General features: G+C 70.1%; 12 protein-coding genes and 1 pseudogene. 8 read left to right on the top strand and 5 right to left on the bottom strand.

Annotated elements, in window-relative coordinates; genetic code table 11:
- A pseudogene (locus EHS43_RS18085) lies at window positions 1-726 on the bottom strand (IS5 family transposase); the annotation flags it as partial.
- A gap of 500 nt (window positions 727-1,226) precedes the next feature.
- Here EHS43_RS18085 and EHS43_RS18080 point away from each other — a divergent pair.
- The 3 genes from EHS43_RS18080 (at window position 1,227) to EHS43_RS18070 (ending at window position 7,259) form a co-directional block, all read left to right on the top strand.
- The gene (locus EHS43_RS18080) at window positions 1,227-4,025 is read left to right on the top strand and encodes a PQQ-dependent sugar dehydrogenase (protein ID WP_260470585.1); all 2,799 of its coding nucleotides are present in this window, start codon (window positions 1,227-1,229) and stop codon (window positions 4,023-4,025) included.
- The gene (locus EHS43_RS18075) at window positions 4,010-5,827 is read left to right on the top strand and encodes a ThuA domain-containing protein (RefSeq protein ID WP_125191805.1); all 1,818 of its coding nucleotides are present in this window, start codon (window positions 4,010-4,012) and stop codon (window positions 5,825-5,827) included. Before EHS43_RS18080 ends, EHS43_RS18075 begins: the two co-directional genes overlap by 16 nt.
- 232 nt (window positions 5,828-6,059) lie before the next feature.
- Window positions 6,060-7,259 carry a glycoside hydrolase family 64 protein gene (locus EHS43_RS18070; protein WP_221740740.1) on the top strand — a complete coding sequence of 400 codons (1,200 nt, stop codon included), beginning with the start codon at window positions 6,060-6,062 and terminating at the stop codon, window positions 7,257-7,259.
- A 344-nt stretch (window positions 7,260-7,603) separates the two neighbouring features.
- Here the strand turns inward: EHS43_RS18070 and EHS43_RS18065 are convergent, their stop codons facing one another.
- Window positions 7,604-8,215 (bottom strand): TetR/AcrR family transcriptional regulator, encoded by a 612-nt coding sequence (locus tag EHS43_RS18065; protein ID WP_125191804.1) that lies wholly within the window; start codon window positions 8,213-8,215, stop codon window positions 7,604-7,606.
- 155 nt (window positions 8,216-8,370) lie between these two features.
- On the opposite strand from EHS43_RS18065, the gene EHS43_RS18060 reads away from it, so the two are divergent.
- From EHS43_RS18060 to EHS43_RS18045, 4 genes are read left to right on the top strand one after another with little or no spacing between them, the layout of a single operon-like run.
- Window positions 8,371-8,928 (top strand): (2Fe-2S)-binding protein, encoded by a 558-nt coding sequence (locus tag EHS43_RS18060; RefSeq protein WP_125191803.1) that lies wholly within the window; start codon window positions 8,371-8,373, stop codon window positions 8,926-8,928.
- Window positions 8,925-9,917, top strand: a complete 993-nt coding sequence (locus EHS43_RS18055; RefSeq protein ID WP_125191802.1) for a xanthine dehydrogenase family protein subunit M — start codon at window positions 8,925-8,927, stop codon at window positions 9,915-9,917. The genes EHS43_RS18060 and EHS43_RS18055 overlap by 4 nt, the downstream gene beginning before the upstream one ends.
- Window positions 9,914-12,031 carry a xanthine dehydrogenase family protein molybdopterin-binding subunit gene (locus EHS43_RS18050; protein ID WP_125191801.1) on the top strand — a complete coding sequence of 706 codons (2,118 nt, stop codon included), beginning with the start codon at window positions 9,914-9,916 and terminating at the stop codon, window positions 12,029-12,031. The genes EHS43_RS18055 and EHS43_RS18050 overlap by 4 nt, the downstream gene beginning before the upstream one ends.
- Entirely contained in the window at window positions 12,024-13,295 is a 1,272-nt protein-coding gene (locus EHS43_RS18045; RefSeq protein ID WP_125191800.1) for an XdhC/CoxI family protein, read from the top strand. The genes EHS43_RS18050 and EHS43_RS18045 overlap by 8 nt, the downstream gene beginning before the upstream one ends.
- A gap of 398 nt (window positions 13,296-13,693) precedes the next feature.
- On the opposite strand, the gene EHS43_RS18040 is transcribed toward EHS43_RS18045, so the two are convergent.
- Window positions 13,694-14,566 (bottom strand): trypsin-like serine protease, encoded by an 873-nt coding sequence (locus EHS43_RS18040; RefSeq protein WP_125191799.1) that lies wholly within the window; start codon window positions 14,564-14,566, stop codon window positions 13,694-13,696.
- Between the two features lie 334 nt (window positions 14,567-14,900).
- On the opposite strand from EHS43_RS18040, the gene EHS43_RS18035 reads away from it, so the two are divergent.
- Window positions 14,901-15,644 carry an SOS response-associated peptidase gene (locus EHS43_RS18035; protein WP_125191798.1) on the top strand — a complete coding sequence of 248 codons (744 nt, stop codon included), beginning with the start codon at window positions 14,901-14,903 and terminating at the stop codon, window positions 15,642-15,644.
- A 147-nt stretch (window positions 15,645-15,791) separates the two neighbouring features.
- Here EHS43_RS18035 and EHS43_RS18030 read toward each other — a convergent pair whose 3' ends face one another.
- Window positions 15,792-16,328, bottom strand: a complete 537-nt coding sequence (locus EHS43_RS18030; protein WP_260470584.1) for an MFS transporter — start codon at window positions 16,326-16,328, stop codon at window positions 15,792-15,794.
- A gap of 235 nt (window positions 16,329-16,563) precedes the next feature.
- The coding region (locus tag EHS43_RS18025; protein ID WP_148104056.1) for a helix-turn-helix transcriptional regulator at window positions 16,564-16,781 on the bottom strand (218 nt) is incomplete at its 5' end.

Here is a 16,781-nt window from a genome sequence, read left to right as displayed (position 1 = left end):
GTCTCGTAGTCGCGGGCCGGGCGGCGGTGCAGCATGAGCCAGCCGTAGGTCCGTTCCACGGCCCAGCGTTTGGGTATCGGGGCGAATCCCGCGGTCCCGGAGGTGCGGGCGCTGATCGCCATGTCGATGCCGAGGGTGGCGGCGTGCTCGACGAAGTGCTAACGGTAGCCGCCGGCTCCCCAGGTCTTGCGGATCGCGGGGTGGTCGAGCAGGCGGGTGCCGACGTTGGAGTCCAGGACACTGGCAGCAGTGACCAGGACCGCGAGCAGGAGGCCGCGCGTGTCGGTCACGATATGCTCCGCTTGCGGCCCACGATCTTCTTGGCGTTGTCCGTGCCCTGGCCCGCGGCGGGGACGCTGGTGGAGGTCCTCACACTCTGCGCGTCGATCACGCAGGCCGAGAGCTCGCTGTCACGGCCCCCGGTTCGCGGACCAGCTCCCGTAACAGGCCGTTGAGCTGGGCGAAGATGCCATCCTTCTGCCACTTGGCGAAGCAGCCGTAGACGGAGTTCCAGTGGGGGAAGTCGTGCGGCAGGTAGCGCCGCTGCACCCCGGTGCGGTCCACGTACAAGATCGCGTTCATGATCTCGCGCAGGTCGAGCTCGGCGGACCGGCCGAATGCCGGCGCCCGGCCGTGGCGCTCGTAGCGTCAGGCAGCCAGGACGGGCTCGATCAACTCCCAACGGGCATCGGTCAGATCACTCGGATACGGGCGACGGTCAGCCATGACCCGGAGATACCGCTGTGCAGGGGCGTGCGCCCAGGCGTGCCTGCGGCCGTGTCGAAGCACGGGACGCACCCGGGCGACCTGGAATGAGACAAGCACAAGCCGTCCTCCGCCCCGGGCGTCATACCATTCGTCTCGGCATCCACCACCAGCCCGCCAGTCCCACCAGTGCCAGATCACCGGACGGCAGAAACAGGGCAGTGGTCCCAGAGTCCGCCGATCAGGTCGCCCACCAGGAAACCGACTTTGTCCTGATCGTAGAAAAAGTTGAGCGATCTCGCGTCAAAGGGGTTACGCGCCGGAACCAGGCCCGCTAACTTCCTTGGACTGGGCCGGTCATGTGCATGCGGTGTGCGGGCTGGTTCGAGGCGCGACGGCGCGCGCCTGCACGTCCCGAACAGGACCGATCGGGTCCTGCACAACACCCCACCCCTCGGGAGACGTCTGTGCGCAAGAAATTCGTCAGACTCGCAAGACCCAGACCCCTCCGCTCACTGGCGCTGGCGCTGGCGTGCACCGTCGGCTGCCTCCTGCCCGGAACAGCTGCTGCTGCCCCGCCGGATCCGGTCGGCCGCGCTGCCGCGGCGGCGGTCGAGTTCCAGCAGGTCACGCTGGCCAAGGGCGTGGCCGAGACGGGGGAGCCCATGACGCTCGCCGTGCTGCCGAACCGTTCGGTGCTGCACACCTCCCGTGACGGCACGCTGCGCCTGACGGACGCGGCCGGAAACACGGCGGTGGCGGGCAAGCTCGACGTATACAGCCACGACGAGGAGGGCCTGCAAGGCGTCGCGGTGGACCCTGCCTTCGCCTCCAACCGCTTCATCTACCTGTACTACGCCCCGAAGTTGAGCACGCCGGGCGGCGACGCTCCCTCCGACGGGTCGGCCTCCGACTTCACCCCCTTCGACGGCGTCAACCGGCTGTCCCGGTTCGTCCTGAAAACCGACAACACCCTGGACCTGACCAGCGAGAAGAAGATCCTCGACGTTCCGGCCTCGCGCGGCATCTGCTGTCACGTCGGCGGCGACATCGACTTCGACGCGGCGGGCAACCTCTACCTCTCGACCGGCGACGACTCCAACCCCTTCGCCTCCGACGGCTACACCCCCATCGACGAGCGCGCCACCCGCAACCCCGCCTACGACGCCCAGCGCTCGGCGGGCAACACCAACGACCTGCGCGGCAAGGTACTGCGCATCAAGGTCGACGCGGACGGGACGTACTCCGTCCCGAGCGGCAACCTCTTCGCGCCCGGCACCGCCAAGACCCGCCCCGAGATCTATGCGATGGGCTTCCGCAACCCCTTCCGCATGAGCGTGGACAAGGCCACGGGCATCGTCTACCTCGGCGACTACGGCCCCGACGCCGGAACCGCGGCACCCGGCCGCGGACCCGAGGGCCAGGTCGAGTTCAACCGCATCACCCAGGCCGGCAACTACGGCTGGCCGTACTGCACCGGCAACAACGACGCCTACACCGACTACGACTTCGCCACCAGCACCTCGGGCGCCACGTTCTCCTGCTCCGCGCCCAAGAACACCTCACCGCGCAACACCGGACTGACCGACCTGCCCCCGGCACGACCGGCCTGGATCCCCTACAACGGCACATCCGTACCGGAGTTCGGCGGCGGCTCCGAATCCCCGATGGGCGGCCCCGTCTACCGCTACGACGCCGCGTCCACCTCCGAGGTCAAGTTCCCCCAGGAGTACGACGGCGACTTCTTCGCCGGCGAGTTCGGCCGCCGCTGGATCAAGCGCATCGAGGCCGGCGGCGACGGCACGGTGCAGTCCATCAACGCCTTCCCCTGGAGCGGCACCCAGGTGATGGACATGGCCTTCGGCCCGGACGGTGCCCTGTACGTCCTCGACTACGGCACCGGCTACTTCAACGGCGACGAGAACTCCGCCCTGTACCGCATCGAGCACGTCACCGACGGGCTCGCCCCGATCGCGCAGGCCAAGGCGGACATCACTTCCGGAAAGGCACCGCTCACGGTCTCCTTCTCCTCATCCGGCAGCTCCGACCCGGACGGCGGCGCTCTCACCTACGCCTGGACCTTCGGTGACGGCGCGACCTCCGCCGCCGCCAGCCCCTCGCACACCTACACGGCCAACGGCCAGTACACGGCGACGCTGAAGGTGACCGACCCGACCGGCAAGAATGCGACGGCCTCCGTACAGGTCACCGTCGGCAACACCGCCCCCAGCGTGCAGATCGACCTGCCCGCGGACGGCCGTATCTACGACTTCGGTGCCGCGATCCCCTTCAAAGTGACGGTGACCGACCCTGAGGACGGCACCATCGACTGCTCCCGGGTCAAGGTCTCCTTCATCGTCGGACACGACAGCCACGGCCACCCGCAGACCTCGGCGAGCGGATGCACGGGCACGCTGCAGACCCTGGCCGACGGCGAACACGACCCCAACGCCAACATCTTCGGTGTCCTCGACGCCGAGTACACCGACAAGGGCGCGAACGGCCAGCCCGCGCTGACCACGCACGACCAGCACATCGTCCAGCCCTCCCACCGGCAGGCCGAGCACTACGGCGCTTCAGCCGGAGTAGATGTCATCACGCACGGCCCGGCCCACGGCGGCAGGACCGTCGGGAACATCGACAACGGCGACTGGATCTCCTTCACCCCGTACGCCCTCGACAACGCCACCCAGTTCACCGCCCGGGTCTCCTCCGCGGGCGCGGGGGGCACGATCGAAGTACGCGCCGGATCCCCGACCGGCACCCTGCTCGGCACGGCGACCGTCCCGGTGACCGGCGACTGGGAGACCTTCCAGGACGTGACCACCGGCCTGACCAGTCAGCCCAGCAGCACCACGCAGTTGTACCTCGTCTTCAAGGGCGGCGCCGGAGCTCTCTTCGACGTCGACGAGTTCTCCTTCACCACCTCCGGCGGAGCCCGCTCGGGCGCGGTCAAGGGCGTGAACGGCAAGTGCCTGGACGTCGACAACGCCAACACCGCCGACGGCACCAAGATCCAACTGTGGACCTGCAACGGCACCAGCGCCCAGACTTGGACCATCGCCGCGGACGGCACGGTCCAGGCGCTGGGCAAGTGCCTGGACGTGTCCGGCGGCGCCACCGCTGACGGCACGAAGGTGCAGCTGTGGACCTGTAACGGCAGCGGCGCCCAGAAGTGGGCGCCCCAGACCGACGGCACGGTCCGCAACCCGCAGTCCGCCAAGTGCCTGGACGCGTCCGGCGGCACCTGGAACGACGGCACACAGGTCCACCTGTGGACCTGTCACACCGGCGCCAATCAGAAATGGACCCTTCCGTAGAAAGGAGGCGACTTCACAGGCGTAAGCGACTCACAGGGGTTCTCGGCCTGTTCACCGGCCTCGCGCTCTGTCTGGCCCCGCAGGCGACCGCCCTGCCCACTCCGGCGGATCAGCCGGCCGCCCCGGCCCGGCAGGCGGCACCGGCCGCTGCCCGCCCGGCGGCACAGGCGGCTGCCGATCCGGCGTACAAGATTCTCGTGTTCTCCCGGACCGCGGGCTTCCGGCATTCCTCGATCGACGACGGCATCGCGGCACTGCGGGCCCTCGGCACACAGAACAACTTCACCGTGGACGCGTCCGAGGACCCCCAGGCCTTCACCACCGGCAACCTCGGCCAGTACAAGGCGGTCGTCTTCCTCTCCACCACCGGTGACGTGCTCGGCGACGCCCAGCAAACCGCCTTCGAGCAGTACATCAAGGGCGGCGGGGGCTATGTCGGCATCCACGCGGCCGCCGACACCGAATACGACTGGCCCTTCTACGAGGGCCTGGCAGGCGCCCTGTTCCACTCCCACCCGGCGATCCAGACCGCCACCGTCAAGGTGGAGGACCGGGCCCACGACTCCACCGCCCACCTCGGCCCCACCTGGCAGCGCACTGATGAGTGGTACAACTACCGCACCAACCCCCGCCAGACGGCCCACGTGCTCGCCTCGCTGGACGAGTCCAGCTACACGGGCGGGAACATGTCCGGAGACCACCCCATCGTCTGGTGCAAGGACTACCAGGGCGGCCGGGCCTTCTACACCGGCGGCGGCCACACCGACGAGTCGTTCAGCGACGTCGCCTTCCGCCGTCACCTCCTCGGCGGCATCCGCTGGGCCGCCGGCATGACCGAGGCGGACTGCCGCCCCGAGACCGGTTACACCTCCCTGTTCGACGGCTCCTCCACAACCGGATGGAAACAGGCGGGCCCGGGCGGCTTCACCCTCGCCGACGGCAGCCTCACCTCCTACGGCGGACTGGGCATGCTCTGGTACTCCGCGAAGGAGTTCACCGGCGACTACTCCCTCAAGCTCGACTGGAAGGTGGCCGGCGACGACAACTCCGGTGTCCTCATCGGCTTCCCCGCCTCCGACGACCCCTGGTCGGCCGTGAACAACGGCTACGAGATCCAGATCGACGCCACCGACGCGGCCGATCGCACCACGGGCGCCGTGTACGGCTTCAAGTCCGCCGACCTTGCCGCGCGGGACACCGCATTGAACCCGCCGGGGGAGTGGAACACGTACGAACTCAAGGTCACCGGCGAACGGTTGGAGATCCTCCTCAACGGAGTCAAGATCAACGACTTCACCAACACCGATCCCGTCCGCAGCCTGCAACAGGGCTACATCGGCATCCAGAACCACGGCGACGGCGACGACGTCGCGTTCCGCAACATCCGGATCAAGCCGGCGGGCGACACTCCGCCCGGCCCCCGCTCTGGTGAGGTGAAGGGGGTCAACGGCAAGTGCCTGGACGTCGACAACGCCAACACCGCCGACGGGACGAAGGTCCAGTTGTGGACGTGCAACGGCACGAGCGCCCAGAAGTGGACCATCGCTGCGGACGGCGCGGTCCAGGCGCTGGGCAAGTGCCTGGATGTGTCCGGCGGCGGCTCCGCCGACGGGACGAAGGTGCAGTTGTGGACGTGCAACGGCAGCGGCGCCCAGAAGTGGGCGCCCCAGACCGACGGCACGGTCCGCAACCCCCAGTCCGCCAAGTGCCTCGACGCCTCCGGCGGCACCTGGAACGACGGCACACCGGTCCACCTGTGGACCTGCCACACGGGCCCCAACCAGAAATGGATCCTGCCCTGACACCTTGAGCGGCCGTCCGGCCGTCCTGCGTGTGACGACGTGACGGTGAGGGCCGCGGAGCGTGCTCCGCGGCCCTCACCCACAGTCGCCCGAGGAACGCGATCCACGGGCGCTGTTGAGCATTTGATTGTTCGATCCGTTGACATGTACGCAATAGCGGTGTCACTTTGAGAGCGCTCTCACATCAGGTACGGACCAATCTCCCCCCAGGCCCCCCACACGGAGGTGGAGCGTGCTCAAGAAGCTCACTCGCCGGCTCATGGCGCCGACGGTGGCGGCCGCGCTGCTCGGCGCCGCCCTCACGGTCCTCACGCCGTCCACTGCGGACGCGGCGGTACCCGCCACGATCCCCCTGAAGCTCACCAACAACTCCGGACGCGGGGACGCGGTCTACGTCTACACCCTGGGCACACTGCTGAGTACGGGGCAGCAGGGCTGGGCGGACGCGAACGGTACGTTCCATGCCTGGCCGGCCGGCGGCAATCCTCCGACGCCGGCGCCCGACGCGTCCATCGCGGGACCGGCGAACGGGCAGACGAAGACCATTCGGATCCCGAAGTTCTCCGGCCGGATCTACTTCTCCTACGGCCAGAAACTCGTCTTCAAGCTGACCACGGGCGGACTGGTGCAGCCCGCGGTCCAGAACCCGTCCGACCCGAATCGCAACATCCTCTTCAACTGGTCCGAGTACACGCTCAACGACTCCGGCCTGTGGATCAACAGCACCCAGGTGGACATGTTCTCCGCGCCCTACGCGGTCGGTGTGCAGCGTGCGGACGGGAGCACGCTCTCCACAGGCCACCTCAAGTCGGGCGGCTACAACGGGTTTTACAACTCACTGCGTGGCCAGGCCGGAGGCTGGGCGAACCTGATCCAGACCCGGTCCGACGGCACCGTGCTACGTGCCCTCTCTCCCACCTATGGATTGGAGACGGGAGCCCTGCCCGCGTCCGTGATGGACGACTACATCAACCGCGTATGGCAGAAGTACGCGACGACGAACCTGACGGTCACACCCTTCACCGACCAGCCGAACACCAAGTACTTCGGCCGGGTGTCGGGCAACGTCATGAACTTCACGAACAGCTCGGGCGCCGTGGTCACCAGCTTCCAGAAGCCCGACGCGGCCAGCGTCTTCGGCTGCTACAAGAACCTCGACGCACCCAACGACCTTGTGCGCGGCCCCATTTCACGCACCCTGTGCGCGGGCTTCAACCGCTCCACCCTCCTGGTCAACCCGAACCAGCCGGACACCGGAACCACGAACTTCTACCTGGACTCGGTGACCAACCAGTACGCGAAGAAGATCCACGCGCAGATGGCGGACGGCAAGGCCTACGCCTTCGCCTTCGACGACGTCGGCAACCAGGAGTCCCTCGTCCACGACGGCAACCCTCAGCAGGCGTACCTGACGCTGGATCCCTTCAACTGACGGAGTCTGAACCGCACTTAGCTGGGGCTGGCTGGGCGCGGTCGTGGGGATCGGCTCTTCCTGGAGTCTCCTGTGGACCGATGATCTTCACTGGAGTCACCCGCCCGCGACCAGCACGAGCATGCCGAGCCCCACGCGATCGTCGGGGAGAGGCGCAGCAGAGGCGCCCGGTCTCCGTGCCGTCGCCGCCTGCAGAGAGGATGCCCTCGCCCGACCACACGCTGCCGTCCTGATTCCGGCCGTCAGCTCCGGCTTGAAGACGAGGCGCTTACCGGTCGCTGCCAGTCCCGGTAGCTCCGAGCCGATGCCGGCGCTGGACGCCCCGTACCACGAGGCGCTGGTGCCTACCGTGGGCCTGATCGGCCGGACGGGCCCCGGCGTCCGGGCGCCCCCGCGCGAAGTCCGTCCATGACGATGTCCAGCAGGCGTGTCGCCTGGGGCTGCCAGTCGCCGTGCGGGGTGAGCTGCCACAGGCCGGCGATGGCCAGCATGAAGTCGTCGGCCGTGATGCCGGGACGGATCGTGCCGGCCTCCTCGCAGGCGTGGAGGAGAAGGGCGGCAGCGTCGGTCACCGGAGTGTGGCCGGGTTTCGCCGCCTTTCCGGACGAGGTGCTCAGGGCCTGGCGGATCGCCTCCGCCAGGCCGGCCTTGGCCATCGCGAACCGCGCGAGGTGGTCCATCCATGCCCGCAGGGCTTGGTCGGGTTCCATGGTCTCCAGCAGTTCGGACGCGCTGTCGGCGATCTGCTGCACCCCGTGGCGGTAGAGCTCGAGCACGAGCGTCTCGCGGTTGGGGAAGTTGCGGTAGAAGGTGCCCTGGCCGACACCCGCTTTCTTGGCGATGGTGCTCAGCGGGGTGTCGGCGGCCCGGGAAAGCTCGGTGAGGGCCACTTCCAGGATGCGTTCGCGGTTGCGTTGTGCGTCTGAGCGCAGGTGTGGGTCGCTTCTGTGCCGCACTCGTCCTCCTCGCCGGCTCGTGTCCGAAAACGGTCCTTGAGAACCGGACAGTTGTCCACTACGTTCGACCGGTAACGGACAACTGTCCGCTTGAGCTCACTCTAGCGTCGGACTGACGCACCGACGTGTCTGGGACACGTGAAAGAAGGCTGAACATGGCCCCAGCCCCCTCGTCAACATCCAGCGACATCACCCTCAACATCAACGGGGAGAAGCACAGTCTGCCTGTCGACCACCGCACCACCCTGCTCGACGCCCTGCGCGAGCGCCTCGACCTGACCGGTACCAAGAAGGGCTGCGACCAGGGGCAGTGCGGCGCCTGCACGGTACTGCTCGACGGACGCCGGGCGGTGTCCTGTCTGCAACTGGCCGTGGCCGCCGACGGACGCGAGATCACCACCGTCGAGGGCCTGGCCGAGGGCGACCGACTGCACCCGGTGCAGCAGGCGTTTCTCGACCTGGACGGCTACCAGTGCGGCTACTGCACCCCCGGCCAGATCTGCTCGGCGATCGCGGTGATCGAGGAACACGCGGCCGGCTGGCCCAGTGCCGTCACCGACGACGTCCGCCCCGAGGCTGGACCACCACCCCTGAGCGCCGAGGAGATCCGGGAACGGATGAGCGGGAACCTGTGCCGCTGCGGCGCGTACGTCTCGATCGTCCAGGCCGTGGCCCGGGCTGCGGAAGCGAAAACCGAGGAGGCGGCAGCGTGAGGGAGATCGCCTATGACCGGGCCCTCGATGTCTCCGGGGCCCTGGCCCTGCTGGACGCCGACCCCGACGCCCGTTTCCTCGGCGGTGGCACCAACCTCGTCGACCTGATGAAGACCGGTGTCGAGCGGCCCACCCGTCTGGTCGACGTCCGTGAACTGCCCCTGGACGGCATAGAGGTGACGGCGGACAGCGGCCTGCGCATCGGCGCCACCGTCACCAACAGCGACCTCGCCGCCCACCCCGAGGTCCGCCGCCACTATCCGGCGTTGGCACAGGCAGTACTGGCCGGTGCCTCCGGCCAGCTCCGCAACATGGCCACCGTCGGAGGCAACCTGCTCCAGCGGACCCGCTGCGGCTACTTCACCGACGTGACCAAGCCCTGCAACAGGCGTGTGCCCGGCAGCGGTTGCCCCGCGATCGAGGGCGAGCACCACAACCACGCGATCCTCGGCGCCTCCGAGCACTGCGTGGCCGTCCACCCCTCGGACATGGGCGTCGCGCTGACCGCCTTCGACGCGGTCGTGTCGTACGAAACCGCCGACGGCCCCGGCGCATTGCCCCTCGCCGACTTCTACCTGCCGGTCGGGGACACCCCGCACCGCGAGACCGCGCTGCCGCCGGGCGCGCTGATCACCGGCGTCACCCTGCCGCCCGCTCCGGTGGCCGCCCGGTCCCGCTACCGCAAGGTGCGCGAGCGTGCCTCGTACGCCTTCGCCATCGGCTCCGTCGCCGCCGCGCTGGAGGTCCGGGACGGCGTCGTACGCGACGTACGCCTCGCCTTCGGAGCGGTCGCATCCCGGCCGTGGCGGGCGACGGCGGCCGAACACGTCCTCACCGGAGCGCCTGCCGACGCCGAGACCTTCGCCGCCGCCGCGGACGCCGAACTCGCCGCGGCGAAACCGCTGCCGCACAACGCCTACAAGGTGACCCTCATGCGCAACCTCGTCGTGGCCGTGCTGAGCGAACTGACCGAGGAGGCCGCCCGATGACCACCACCCCCACGGCACGCACGAACGCCGTCGGCACCGCGCACACCCGGGTGGAGGGCCGCGACAAGGTCACCGGAGCCGCCCGCTACGCCGGTGAGATCCCGTTCGCCGACCTCGCGTACGGCTGGCTGGTGCTGTCCACGGTCACCCGCGGCCGCATCCGCCCCATCGACACCACCGACGTCCTCGCCATGCCCGGCGTGGTGGCCGTCCTCCATCACGGCAACGCCCCGCGGGTCGAGACGGGGTACGCCAGTGTGCTGGGCGTACCGGACCCGACCGCGGCCGTTTTCCAGCACGACAGGGTGCCGCACGCCGGCTGGCCGGTGGCGCTGGTCGTCGCCGACACCTCCGAACGCGCCAGGGAGGCTGCCGAAGCCCTGGTGGTGCAGTACGAACAGGAGCCGCACGACGTCGACTTCACCGGCGAGCACCCGAACGCGTACCCGCTCGACAACCATGGGCCGGCGGTGATCGAGAACGGCGACTTGGAGGCGGAACTCGCCTCTTCTGCGGTGGTCGTGGACGCCGGGTACACCACCCCGGAAGAGCACCACACCATGATGGAGCCGCACGCGGCGACCGCCCGCTGGGACGGCGGCCGTCTCGAAGTCGTCGACTCCAACCAGGGCACCTTCTGGGTCGCTAGCGCACTCGCGCAGATGTTCTCGCTCGACCCGTCCGCTGTCCGAGTGCGCTCCGAACACGTCGGCGGCGGCTTCGGCAGCAAGGGCATCCGCGCACACCAGGTGGCCGCCGTCATGGCCGCGACCGAACTGCAGCGCCCGGTCCGCGTTGTCATGACCCGCCGTCAGATGTTCTCCCTCACCGGCTACCGCAGCCCCACCCGGCAGCGCCTTCGCCTCGGCGCCGATGCCGACGGCCGGCTGCGCGCGCTGGAGCACCGTTCCCTCAGCGCCACCTCCACGGTGCACGAGTTCATCGAATCGGCCGCCGGTCCCGCCCGGACCATGTACGGCGCGGACGCCCACCACACCGCCAACCGGCTCGTCCGGCTCGACGTGCCGACCCCGACGTACATGCGCGCGCCGGGCGAGGCACCGGGATCGTTCGCACTGGAGTCGGCGATCGACGAACTCGCCGACAAGTGCGGTCTCGACCCGATCGAACTGCGCGCCCGCAACGACCCCGCGGCGGGCCCGGTGTCCGGACTGCCGTTCAGCGGCCGCAACCTGATCGCCTGTTTCCGGGAAGGCGCCCGCAGGTTCGGCTGGGCCGACCGCGACCCGCGCCCCGGCCTGCGCCGCGAGGGACGCTGGCTGCTCGGCACCGGCACCGCCGCCGCGTCCTTCCCGGCGGGTGCCGGCCCGTCCACCGCGTCCGTGACGGCGGAGGCGGACGGCACCTTCACGGTCGGGGTCAACGCCGCCGACATCGGCACCGGCGCCCGGACCGCACTGACCCTGATCGCCGCCGACGCCCTTCGGACCGAGACGGAACACGTCCGGGTGCGCATCGGCGACAGCGACCTCGGCCCCGCGTTCATCGCCGGCGGCTCCATGGGCACCCGCTCCTGGGCATGGGCGGTCATGGCCGCCGCACGGGAACTGCGGGACAGGCTCGCCCTCGGCGCCGACATCCCGCCGGAGGGGCTCACCGTACGGTCCGACACCACGGAGGCCCTCGGAGCCCTCGCCAGGACGGAACGACACTCCTTCGGCGCCCAGTTCGCCGAGGTCGCCGTCGACCCCGCCACCGGCGAGGTCCGGGTGCGCCGCATGCTCGGCATCTTCGCGGCCGGCCGGATCGTCAACCCGCTCACCGCCCGCAACCAGTTCGTCGGCGGCATGACCTGGGGCATCTCCATGGCCCTGCACGAGGAGGCGGTCCGCGACCGTGCGCTGGGCAGCCACTACGGCGCCGACCTCGCCGGCTACCACGTCGCCTCCCACGCAGACGTTCCGGCCATCGAGGCGGACTGGATCGACGACCCGGACCCCGACGACCCGGTCGGCATCAAGGGCATCGGCGAGATCGGCGTCGTGGGCGCCGCCGCGGCCGTCGCCAACGCGGTCTGGCACGCGACCGGCGTACGCCACCGGGACCTGCCGATCCGCCCCGACCGCGTCCTGACGGCAGGCGTCCGTGCTTGACCTCGCTGGGGACCTGCACCGCTGGATGGAGCAGGGCCGCGCGTTCGCCGTCGCCACCGTCGTGGCCGTCGGCGGGAGCGCCCCGCGCGGCCCCGGCGCCGCCCTCGCCGTCGACAGCGAGGGCACGGTCATCGGCTCCGTCTCCGGCGGCTGCGTGGAGGGAGCGGTGTACGACCTCTGCGTCCAGGCGTTGCAGCACGGCGAGACGGTCGTCGAACGGTTCGGGTACAGCGACGAGGACGCCTTCGCGGTCGGTCTGACCTGCGGCGGGATCATCGACGTCATGGTCACCCCGGTCGGCCCGGACGCGCCTGGGAGGGCGGTGCTCCGGTCGGCCCTGTCGGCTGCCGTCCGGGACGAGCCGGCAGCCCTCGCCCGTGTCGTACGCGGCCCCGCCGACCTCCTCGGCACGGCCCTGCTGGTGCGGCCGGGCGAGGCGGTGGGGGAGCCGTCCCGGCCCTCCCGGGCGCGCTCGTACGAAGGCGGACTCGGCGGGCACCCGGAACTGGACCGCACGGTGGCGGGTGAGGCCCGCGCCATGCTGGACGCCGGCCGCACCGGCACGATCGAGCTGTCGGCGGACGGCTCGCGCTGCCCCGGCGGACTGACCCTGCTCGTCGAGTCGAGTGTGCCTCCGCCCCGCCTGATCGTCTTCGGGGCGATGGACTTCGCCGCGGCACTCGTACGGGTGGGCAAGCTCCTCGGCTACCACGTCACTGTGTGCGACGCCCGCCCCGTCTTCGCCACCACGAGCCGCTTCCCCGAGGCCGACGATGTGGTCGTCGACTGGCCGCACCGCTACCTGCGCCGCACCGCGACCGACGCGCGCACGGTGCTGTGCGTGCTCACCCACGACGCCAAGTTCGACGTGCCCCTGCTGGAGGCGGCCCTGCGGATGCCTGCCGCGTTCGTCGGCGCGCTGGGCTCACGGCGTACGCACGCCGACCGGGAAAGACGGCTGCGGGAAGCGGGCCTGAGCGACGAGGAGTTGGCCCGGCTCAGGTCGCCGATCGGCCTCGATCTCGGTGCCCGCACACCCGAGGAGACGGCCCTGTCCATCGCGGCGGAGATCATCGCCGTCCAGCGGGGCGGAACGGGCGCGCCCCTGACCGGGTCGGGCAGACCGATCCACCACGAGGAGGAGGTGCGTGACGCGGCAACGGGCTCCGGCCCCCCGGACACCGAGCACCGCACCGATGCGAACGTCCCTGCCGAGCTTGCGTTAGTGGCCGGCCATGCGCCGCGACGTCCGTGTGGACCGTAGGGCCCCAGCAGCCCCGGCAGCCCCGGCGGCGAACGGCCGACGCGCGGTCCTGACGTCGCCGTCCTGGATCGGGCGACGCGCACTGAGCCACTTCCACTGCTCACCGGGCCCCAGCTGTGCAGCCCGTTTCCCGGGACGCCTGTAGTCATACCGTCTACGACAGGATTCGGCCGCGTGCGGGACATGGTGGGGGCTCCGGATACCTCCGGAGCCCCCACCATGCAGGCCCTGTCCCACGTGCTCGCCGATCTCCTCCGGAAAGACCTGGAGGACCACGGCGAGGTCCGGGACGTGGACGGATATACCGTCGTCGTTGGCCGCGGCTCGAACTGCTCTCCCACCGTCCGTCAGCGCGGTAAGGCGCTGCGGAGACGGCGCTCTTTGCCTGGCCGGCGGTGTTACGGCAGCTTCACGAACGGCGCCAGGAAGGTGCGGGCGCCCGGGGTGTCCAGGCGGTACGACACGTTCGTCGCGTAGCACGGGCCGTCGCCGGTGATCGTGGTGGCCGCGAGCACGTTGCGGCCGCCGATCACGGCGAAGTTGGGGCCGCCGGAGTCGCCGTAGCAGGCGCCGCCGTTGCCCTGGGGCGCGGTCATCGCGAGGCGGACCCATGCGTCGTTGAGGGCGTCGAAGGTGACAGGCGCCTTCATCCGGACACCGCCGCCCGGGTGGGTCTGTCCGCCGGGGCCGCGCTTGGCCTCCTGGGTGCCGTATCCGGCGACGAACCAGTCGGTGGAGTTCAGCGACTGTGGGCCGAGCGCGCCGAGCTGGTTGGCGGTGGGCAGCGTGGCCGGGGTGAAGGTCCAGCGGGCCTTGACCTTGGTCGCGGGCAGCTCGATCACCGAGATGTCGTGCGCGTCGGAGGCGGGCCCGGGGTAGTCGGGATGGCTGTGGGCGGTGCCCTCCACGGCGACGGCGCCTGCCTGCGCGGCCGGATCGCCGGGGTATTTCTTCGCGGCGGCGTCGAGGCCGGCCTGCACGTCCTGGTCCAGGGACACGTAGAACTTCACGTTGTCGGGCCAGTCGGTGGTGCAGTGCGCGGCGGTCAGAAACGTGTCCGCGTCGATCATGGTGCCGGAGCAGACCCAGTCGACCCGGTCGGGTGTCGTGGGGTCGCCGTCGTTGTCCCAGGTGGCGACGAGCGCGCCGACCTCGGTGCGCTCGGGTGCGGGTGTCGCGTTGTACGAGTTGATGGCCGAGGACGGCAGCGCGGTGGCGAGCACCGCGGCACAGGCCGCGGCGGTGACGGCGGAGGCGCGTAGGGCGGTCAAGAGAAACCCTTCTACGGACGGGACGGGTGTTCTCCTGTGGGGGTGCAGCAGCGCCAGTGAAGCGCCCGGACGGCGGCAGCGACAAGAGCACGCCCACCTTTCCAGGGTTTTCCCCATGTACGGCCTGCGGGAGGCTACGGTCCGGGAGCGCGACTTCGGCACGATCGGCTCCCCAGTTTGGTTTCCTACCTTGGTTTCCTCGTGTGGAGCGGCCACCCACCACGCGCGGAAGGCACGGCTCTTCGCACGGCAGTTCCTCTCACCGCACTGCCCCCTTCTTCGCACGTCGCACTGACACTTTTACGCACCACAAGGTTGGTGGAAGGGTGGCGGTATGTGCGGTCGATACGCTTCCACTCGCAGCCCGCAAGAGCTGGCCCCGCTTTTCCAGGTGCCCGATGTGCCCGCGAAGGAGACGCTCGCGCCGAACTGGAATGTCGCTCCGACCGACGACGTGTGGGCGGTCCTCGAGCGCTCATCCCGCGGCGAAGAGGACACGGGCACGGTGCAGCGGGAGTTGCGGCCGCTGCGCTGGGGGCTGGTGCCGTCGTGGGCGAAGGACGTGAAGGTCGGCGCACGGATGATCAACGCGCGGGTGGAGACGGTGCACGAGAAGCCCGCCTACCGCCGCGCCTTCACCCGGCGCCGCTGCCTGCTGCCCGCCGACGGCTTCTACGAGTGGGAACAGATCAAGGACCCAGCCACCGGTAAGGCCCGCAAACAGCCGTACTTCATCCACCCCGAGGACGAGCAGGTAATGGCACTCGCCGGGCTGTACGAGTACTGGCGCGACCCGGCCGTCAAGCAGGACGACGACCCGGCCGCCTGGCTGATGACCTGCACCATCATCACCACCGAGGCCACCGACGCGGCCGGCCGTGTCCATCCCCGCATGCCGCTCGCCCTCACGCCCGACCACTACGACGCCTGGCTCGACCCCACCCATCAGGATCCCGACGAGCTGAGGGCCCTGCTCGGCCAGCCGGCCGAAGGCCATCTCCATGCCCGGCCCGTCTCCACCGCCGTCAACAACGTCCGCAACAACGGCCCCCACCTCCTCGACGAACGGGCTGAGTAAGACTGCAGGCGATTGCTCCGACCGTGTTCACTGCATCCCGGGCAAGCCCCCTCCGAACGCCTGGGCGAGACCTGCACCGTCGTCCGCCAGGCGCAGGCCCTCGGTCCGCTACCCCACGCAGGCACCAGCGTGGAACGCGCCCTCCAATCAGAGGGGATCAACCGCCGCGGGCTGCGAGGAGCGCGCCACGACGAGGAGAAGCAGTCCGCAGGCCGCCACGAGCAGCCATCCTGGGCGCGACGCGGCGGCGAGGCCGGCAGGGCCGGTGCCCGCGACCAGGCCCCCGGCTACGGCGATACCGACCTCCGCGCGGATCTGGCGCGCGGTGGAGGTGATCGCCCCTGCCACGCCGGCCCGGGACCGTGGCAGACCGCTGACCGCGGTACTGGTGAGGGGGGCGTTGGCGAAGCCGAACCCGAAGCCGATCAGTAGGTGCGCGAGGAGGATCAGCGGCACGCTCGTGTTCTGGTCCAGGTTCACCAGGCACAGACCGCCGGCCGTGGTGAAGGCGCCCGCGAGGGTCATCGGCCGTCGCGGACCAAGACGTCCGACGAGGACGCCGGCCCAGGGTGCGCACAGGGTGGCCCCGAATGCGAGGGGCAGGGTCGTGGCGCCGCTCGCGAGCGGTGTCCAGCCGCGGGTGTGCTGGAGGTAGAGGGTGTTGAGCAGCAGGCTCACGTTCAGCGCGACGAAGACCGCGGCGGCGCGGAGGTCGTGAGCCCCGCGCCCCGTCTTTCCCGGTTGGCCGTGGCTGGACAGCTAACAGGTCGACATCGCCGGCACAGCAGACGAGATTCGGCTCTCAACACCCAAGGACCGTCACATCTTCGGGCAGCCCCGGCAGGTCATGACCGAGTGCCGGGAGCGGTGTGGCGGGGGGACTTGCCCTGGGTCGGCGTGGTCGGCCAGCTGGCGGTGGTTATCTGTCGCCGGGCCTTGTTCGCAGCAGGGCGGCTCCGAGTGGGGTGAGGGTGTGCAGGACCGTGTTGGCGTGGCGGTGGCTGGTGATCAGGCCGGCGTCGCGCAGTACGGCGGTGTGATGGCTGGCCGTCGTGGGGGTCACGCCGGCCCGGCGGGCGGCCTCGGTGGTTGTGGAGCCGGTCGCGCTGGCTCTCAGGATCGCGGCGCGGGTGGGGC

Origin of the sequence: Streptomyces sp. RP5T (assembly GCF_003933965.1) — a bacterium.
Classification (GTDB): Bacteria; Actinomycetota; Actinomycetes; order Streptomycetales; family Streptomycetaceae; genus Streptomyces.
The sequence above is the reverse complement of the archived record's forward strand: the minus strand, read 5'-3'. Positions and strand labels throughout refer to the sequence as shown.